This is a genomic window from Polynucleobacter sp. 30F-ANTBAC, assembly GCF_018882385.1.
GTDB lineage: Bacteria > Pseudomonadota > Gammaproteobacteria > Burkholderiales > Burkholderiaceae > Polynucleobacter.
In genome coordinates, this window is the sequence record NZ_JACVON010000001.1 from 177,936 (window position 1) to 183,774 (window position 5,839).

At 45.1% G+C, this 5,839-nt stretch carries 3 protein-coding genes; all 3 read left to right on the forward strand.

The features are described 5' to 3' along the window. Positions 1–56: 56 nt before the first annotated feature. The 3 genes from purL to ICN28_RS00960 all read left to right on the forward strand — a co-directional run bounded on the left by purL (position 57) and on the right by ICN28_RS00960 (position 5,346). Complete coding sequence (gene purL, locus ICN28_RS00950; protein ID WP_216285532.1) at positions 57–4,091, forward strand: phosphoribosylformylglycinamidine synthase; 4,035 nt, start codon at positions 57–59, stop codon at positions 4,089–4,091. Between the two features lie 111 nt (positions 4,092–4,202). Next, positions 4,203–4,379 carry a CopG family antitoxin gene (locus tag ICN28_RS09635; RefSeq protein ID WP_216285534.1) on the forward strand — a complete coding sequence of 59 codons (177 nt, stop codon included), beginning with the start codon at positions 4,203–4,205 and terminating at the stop codon, positions 4,377–4,379. Between the two features lie 64 nt (positions 4,380–4,443). Continuing rightward, positions 4,444–5,346 (forward strand): spermidine synthase, encoded by a 903-nt coding sequence (locus ICN28_RS00960; RefSeq protein ID WP_216285535.1) that lies wholly within the window; start codon positions 4,444–4,446, stop codon positions 5,344–5,346. The last annotated feature ends 493 nt before the right edge of the window (positions 5,347–5,839 follow it).

Genomic DNA, 5,839 nt, shown 5'->3' on the forward strand with positions numbered 1-5,839 from the left:
GCTAAAAATACCCTCAAAAATATGAGTGCAATTCCCATTCGTTTTATAATCTTGGGATGCCTGCAAACCACTGTTTTTTAAGCCTTCCTGGGTCTAAATCCCTTTCCCAATTTCGCCAACAGCGCCTGTTGAGCTCCTTAGCCGAGCAGGGTGTCGAATTGACGCAGATACAAGCGCAGTTTATGCACTTTGTCTGGTCACCAGCGCCTATCGCTGGCGAGGCATTAACAGTTCTCAAAGGCTTGCTCAATTATGGCGAGCCTTTTGTTCTTGAAGAAGCTAAAGGTCTCTTTGCGGGCAAACAAGATCAAGCCGTGGTCGCGCCTCGTTTAGGCACGATTTCACCATGGGCCAGTAAAGCAACCGATATTGCTCATCACTGTGGTTTGGATGTTTTAAGAATTGAGCGTGGTCTTCAGGTTTACTGGACCAGCAAAAAAGCCTTAAATGAAGCGCAAAAGCAAATCGTTTTAGCCGTGATCCATGATCGCATGACCGAAATCACTCTGCCCAATGTCGAGGCAGCCGGTGAGCTTTATCAATTATTGAACGATAAGCACTTTACGCGTATTGATATCCTTCAGGGTGGTAAGGCTGCCTTAGAAGTAGCCAATACAACCATGGGTTTAGCGCTTTCTGAAGATGAAGTGGAGTATTTGGTTGAGAACTTTAAAAAGCTCAACCGTAATCCAAGCGATGTGGAACTCATGATGTTTGCTCAGGCCAATAGTGAGCATTGCCGTCACAAGATCTTCAATGCTAGTTGGACCATTGATGGTCTAGAGCAAGATAAATCACTTTTTGCGATGATTCGTAATACACATCAATTGCAACCAAACGGCACCATCGTTGCTTATTCTGATAACTCCGCCATCATGGCGGGTTGCGAGGCAGAGGTTTGGGCTCCGAATCAACAGCAAGAGTATGTCAAAAGTACTCGCTTGACACACACCCTCATGAAGGTGGAAACGCATAACCATCCGACTGCCATTGCCCCATATCCTGGAGCATCGACAGGTTCCGGTGGTGAGATCCGTGACGAAGGTGCAACCGGTATTGGTGGCAAACCTAAAGCAGGCTTGAGTGGTTTCTCTGTATCCAACTTGAACTTACCAGGCAGTCAATTGCCTTGGGATCAACAGCCTTATGGTAAGCCAGAGCGCATTGCCTCTGCTTTGCAAATCATGATTGAAGGCCCTTTAGGTGGTGCGGCGTTTAATAACGAATTCGGTCGTCCGAACTTGGGTGGTTACTTCCGCGTGTTTGAGCAAACCATTGACGGTGAGCGTCGTGGTTATCACAAGCCCATCATGATTGCCGGTGGTATTGGCGCGATTGATGATGGTCATACTCATAAAAAAGAAATCAAAGCCGGTAACCTATTAGTTCAACTAGGCGGCCCTGGTATGCGCATTGGTATGGGTGGCGGTGCCGCCAGCTCCATGGCCACCGGTGCCAACACCGCTGATCTCGATTTTGACTCCGTACAGCGTGGCAATCCTGAGATTGAACGCCGTGCGCAAGAAGTGATTAACGCATGTCGCGCCATGGGGGAGAACAACCCGATTGTCTCGATCCATGACGTGGGTGCAGGTGGTTTATCGAATGCTTTCCCAGAGTTGGCTGATGGCGCTGGTTTGGGTGCGATCTTTGATATGCGAAAAGTGCCACTAGAAGAAAGCGGCATGAGCCCTGCGGAGATTTGGTGTAACGAATCTCAAGAGCGTTATGTACTAGCGATTACTAAAGAAAGCTTGCCAATCTTGCAAGCCATGTGTGAGCGTGAGCGTTGTCCGATTGCGGTGGTTGGTGAAACAACTACCGAGCGTCAATTGCTTTTGGTGGATACCAAAGAAGCCGACGGTAAAAACGAACGTTTACCGATTGATATGCCGATGGAAGTATTGCTCGGCAAACCGCCGCGCATGCACCGTGATGTCAAACGCATTGACAAGCAATTGCCAGAAGTGGATCTCACGGATGTGCAATTGGATATCGCTGCCAGTTTGGTTTTGCAACACCCGACAGTGGCTAGCAAGTCATTCTTAATCACGATTGGTGACAGAACCGTTGGTGGCTTGAATGCCCGTGATCAGTTTGTGGGTCCTTGGCAAGTACCGGTTGCAGATGCTGCTGTGACTTTGATGGACTACAAAGGTTATCGTGGTGAAGCGATGTCCATGGGTGAGAGAACGCCATTGGCGGTGATGAACGCACCGGCGGCTGCACGCATGGCTGTTGCTGAATCAATTACCAATATTCTTTCTGCTGATATCGACAAAATTGAAGATATCAAGTTGTCGGCGAACTGGATGGCTGCCTGTGGCAACCCAGGTGAAGATGCCAAACTATTTGATTCAGTTAAAGCAGTGGGTATGGAACTATGCCCAGCATTGGGTATTTCAATTCCAGTCGGTAAAGACTCTTTATCGATGCGCACGCAGTGGTCCGATGACACAACAGCAGAAAAGAAAGCGGTGACATCACCGGTTTCCTTGATTATTTCTGCTTTTGCGCCTGTAGTTGATACACGTCAGACCACCACGCCTTTACTTCAGACGAAGGATGAGCAGGGTCAGGCTCTTGATACAGAAATCATTTTGATTGATTTGGGTCGATCTAAGAGCCGTATGGCTGGCAGCATCTTGGCTCAAGTCATTGATCAAGCCGGTCAATCCACACCTGACCTGGATGACCCACAAGATTTGAAGAACTTGGCTTCAGCGATCATTAAGATGCGCCGAGAAGGTTTGTTATTGGCGTATCACGACCGTTCGGATGGTGGTTTGTTTGCAGCTGCCACCGAAATGGCCTTTACCTCTCATGTGGGTGTATCGCTCAATGTCGACATGTTGGTGCTTGATAAAGATCACGAATCCGACTTTGGGGATGCGAAGAACTGGGCTCAACAAGTGTCTGGAAGACGTAACGACCTCACATTACGCGCACTCTTTAATGAAGAGTTAGGTGCTCTGATTCAAGTGAAACGTTCTGACAGAGATGCTGTTTTAGCTATTTTGAAAGAGTTCAACCTCTACGCTTGCAGCCATGTGGTGGCGAAGCCGAATACCAATGGCCAAATTGAAGTGTGGCGCGATGCTAAGAAAATCTTGGATGTGCCTCGCCATGTCTTGCACAAGCTATGGCAGAGCACCAGCTGGCAGATTGCACGTTTACGTGACAACCCGGATTGCGCCGATAGCGAGAACAACCTCGTTGATAACCTCGCCGATGCTGGTATGCAGCCCAAGCTCACCTTCGATCCAAGTGAGAACGTGGCAGCTCCGTACATTGCTAAAGGTATTAAACCCAAAGTCGCGATACTTAGAGAGCAGGGCGTTAACTCCCATCTCGAGATGGCTTATGCCATGGACTGGGCAGGTTTCTCAAGCTATGACGTTCACATGAGCGACCTGATTGCCGGTAGAGTCAATTTAAAAGATTTCCAAGGCTTGGTAGCTTGTGGTGGTTTTAGTTATGGTGACGTATTAGGTGCTGGTGAGGGTTGGGCCAAGTCCATCCTATTTAATGCTGCCATCAAGGATCAGTTCCAAACCTACTTCAATCGTCAAGATACCTTTGGTTTGGGTATTTGTAACGGTTGCCAAATGATGTCTAACTTGGCCAGCATTATTCCGGGTGCGGACACTTGGTCAAAATTCACTCGTAACCAGTCTGAGCAGTATGAGGCTCGTTTGGTCATGGTTGAGGTTACAAAATCACCATCGATCTTCTTGCAAGGCATGGCCGGTAGCCAATTACCGATTGCTGTGGCTCACGGTGAAGGTTTCGCTAACTTTAGCCAGCAGGGCAATCAAGCACAAACTCAAGCTAAAGGCTTGGTTGCGTTACGATTTGTGGATAACCAAGGTCAGCCAACTCAAACCTACCCATTGAATCCAAACGGTTCACCAGACGGTATTACGGGGTTAACAACGCCGGATGGTCGCTTTACGGTGCTCATGCCTCACCCAGAGCGTGTATTCAGAACGGCACAAATGAGTTGGGCTCCAAAGCAATGGAACGATATCCAAGATGGGGCCAGCCCATGGATGCGCATGTTCCGTAACGCTAGGGCTTGGACTAAATAACTTGTCGTTCTAGTGGGGTCTGCCGATGGTAGATCCCATTCAACATCATCCTTCTATTTCTGAAATCTTCATTAAGTATTCTTTTGTTTTTCAGCGATATAAAATATAGAAATGAATCCATTAATCAAATCTATTCCAGAGTTCCTTAACCATGAGGAGGAAGTAGCATTCTGGGAACAAAATGACACATGTGATTACTTTGACTTCAGTAAAAGTATTAGGGTTGATAAAGTAGCTATGTCAAACTTATCGCCAACTTCTTTATTAGTAGCTGGGCATTCAGATTAATACAAAGTTGAACCAGTTAAATGAGGCTCAATCATTGAGCCTTATTCTTTTATCGGAGGCCGCCATGGCTAAAAAACAATCATCCACCCCTCAGGTTAAGTTAACCAAGGTCAATCAAAAGGATAGTAAGCCTCAGTTTGCTCCCGTAACCTTCTCGGAAGAGCATGGTGTCAGATTTTTGCATTTTGGTACTTGGTGGGTGCAGGGTGCTATGCGGATTTGTAAGCCTGACTTCATTGAACTAGAGTATGCCCAGCAGATGATGGCAGGATTACTATTCCTAGATCCAAATGACAAGCGCTTAACTCAGGTTAAGAATAGGTCATCAAAAACCAGCGCGTTAACAATTGACTCATCCAAGGCTGCGAAACCATTCCATATGGTTCAGTTAGGGTTGGGTACAGGGGCTTTAACCAAGTTTGCGCATAAGCATTTCCCTAAGGCAAAGGTTACGGCTATTGATTTAAACCCAGCGGTGATTGTTGCAGCTCGTGTGATGTTTAATCTACCGGCACCTAATAAGAACTTGGAGTTATTAGAAACGGATGCTCTTCACTATGTGACAAGTAAGAATAATCAAGAATCCATTGATTTATTACAAGTGGACTTATATGACGCCACAGCAAGAGGGCCTGTTTTAAGTTCAGCAGAGTTTTATGAAGGTTGTTTTAATAGTTTAAAAACTACCGGTGTTATGACAGTCAATTTATTTGGTAATCATAAAAGCTTTAAAACTAATATTAATAATATATGTAATGCATTTAATAATAGAGTTTTAGTATTCCAACAGGTTCACGATTGCAATGTTGTGGTTATTGCATTTAAGGGACCGCATTTAGAAGTTGAATGGAAGGATGTTAAAGCCCGAGCTGACTATCTTGAAAAGCATTATGGCTTACCAACCCAAACTTGGGTGCCAGGCCTCCGGTCTGAGAACGTAGGGCAGGAGACCTTTTTGGCTATCTAAGGCCATCTTTCAGAGCTTGTAACCAAGCTTGGTACAAGTCTAGGTAAAGGATCCAAGACCATTCCCGATCATTAACCGCGATGGGGATTTTTTTTGCTTAATGATGGTTGATAGATGGTTAATTTGACCTTAAATTAACCATCTCTTAACCATCGGCAATACATTGTTTGTAAAACCCTTGGTTAAGTTGAGAAAAAATGAAGTCTTGTTAGAAAAAAATAAGTCTAAAAATCACAAAGACACCTCTTTTTAAGAGGTTGATTTCAAACAATGAAACAGTCATTTTTAGATCTTGTTTTTCACTCAAAAACACATCATAAATTTTTCGTTCTAAGTTCGTTATGTTGGCTTGCAAGTCAATGCATAAAGACATCTTAGCCTTGTAGCTAATATTAAAAATCACTCTGAATTCCTACAATCTCGTCACGCCAAGAAATCACTTTAAATAAGTGATTGATTTGCTAATTTTTTATCGATAAAAAAATTAAATCAT

Excerpts from the sequence above, each read along its gene's own strand:
- ICN28_RS00960 (WP_216285535.1), top strand. The coding sequence starts at position 4,444 with ATGGCTAAAAAACAATCATCCACCCCTCAGGTTAAGTTAACCAAGGTC.
- ICN28_RS09635 (WP_216285534.1), top strand. The coding sequence starts at position 4,203 with ATGAATCCATTAATCAAATCTATTCCAGAGTTCCTTAACCATGAGGAG.
- purL (WP_216285532.1), top strand. The coding sequence starts at position 57 with ATGCCTGCAAACCACTGTTTTTTAAGCCTTCCTGGGTCTAAATCCCTT.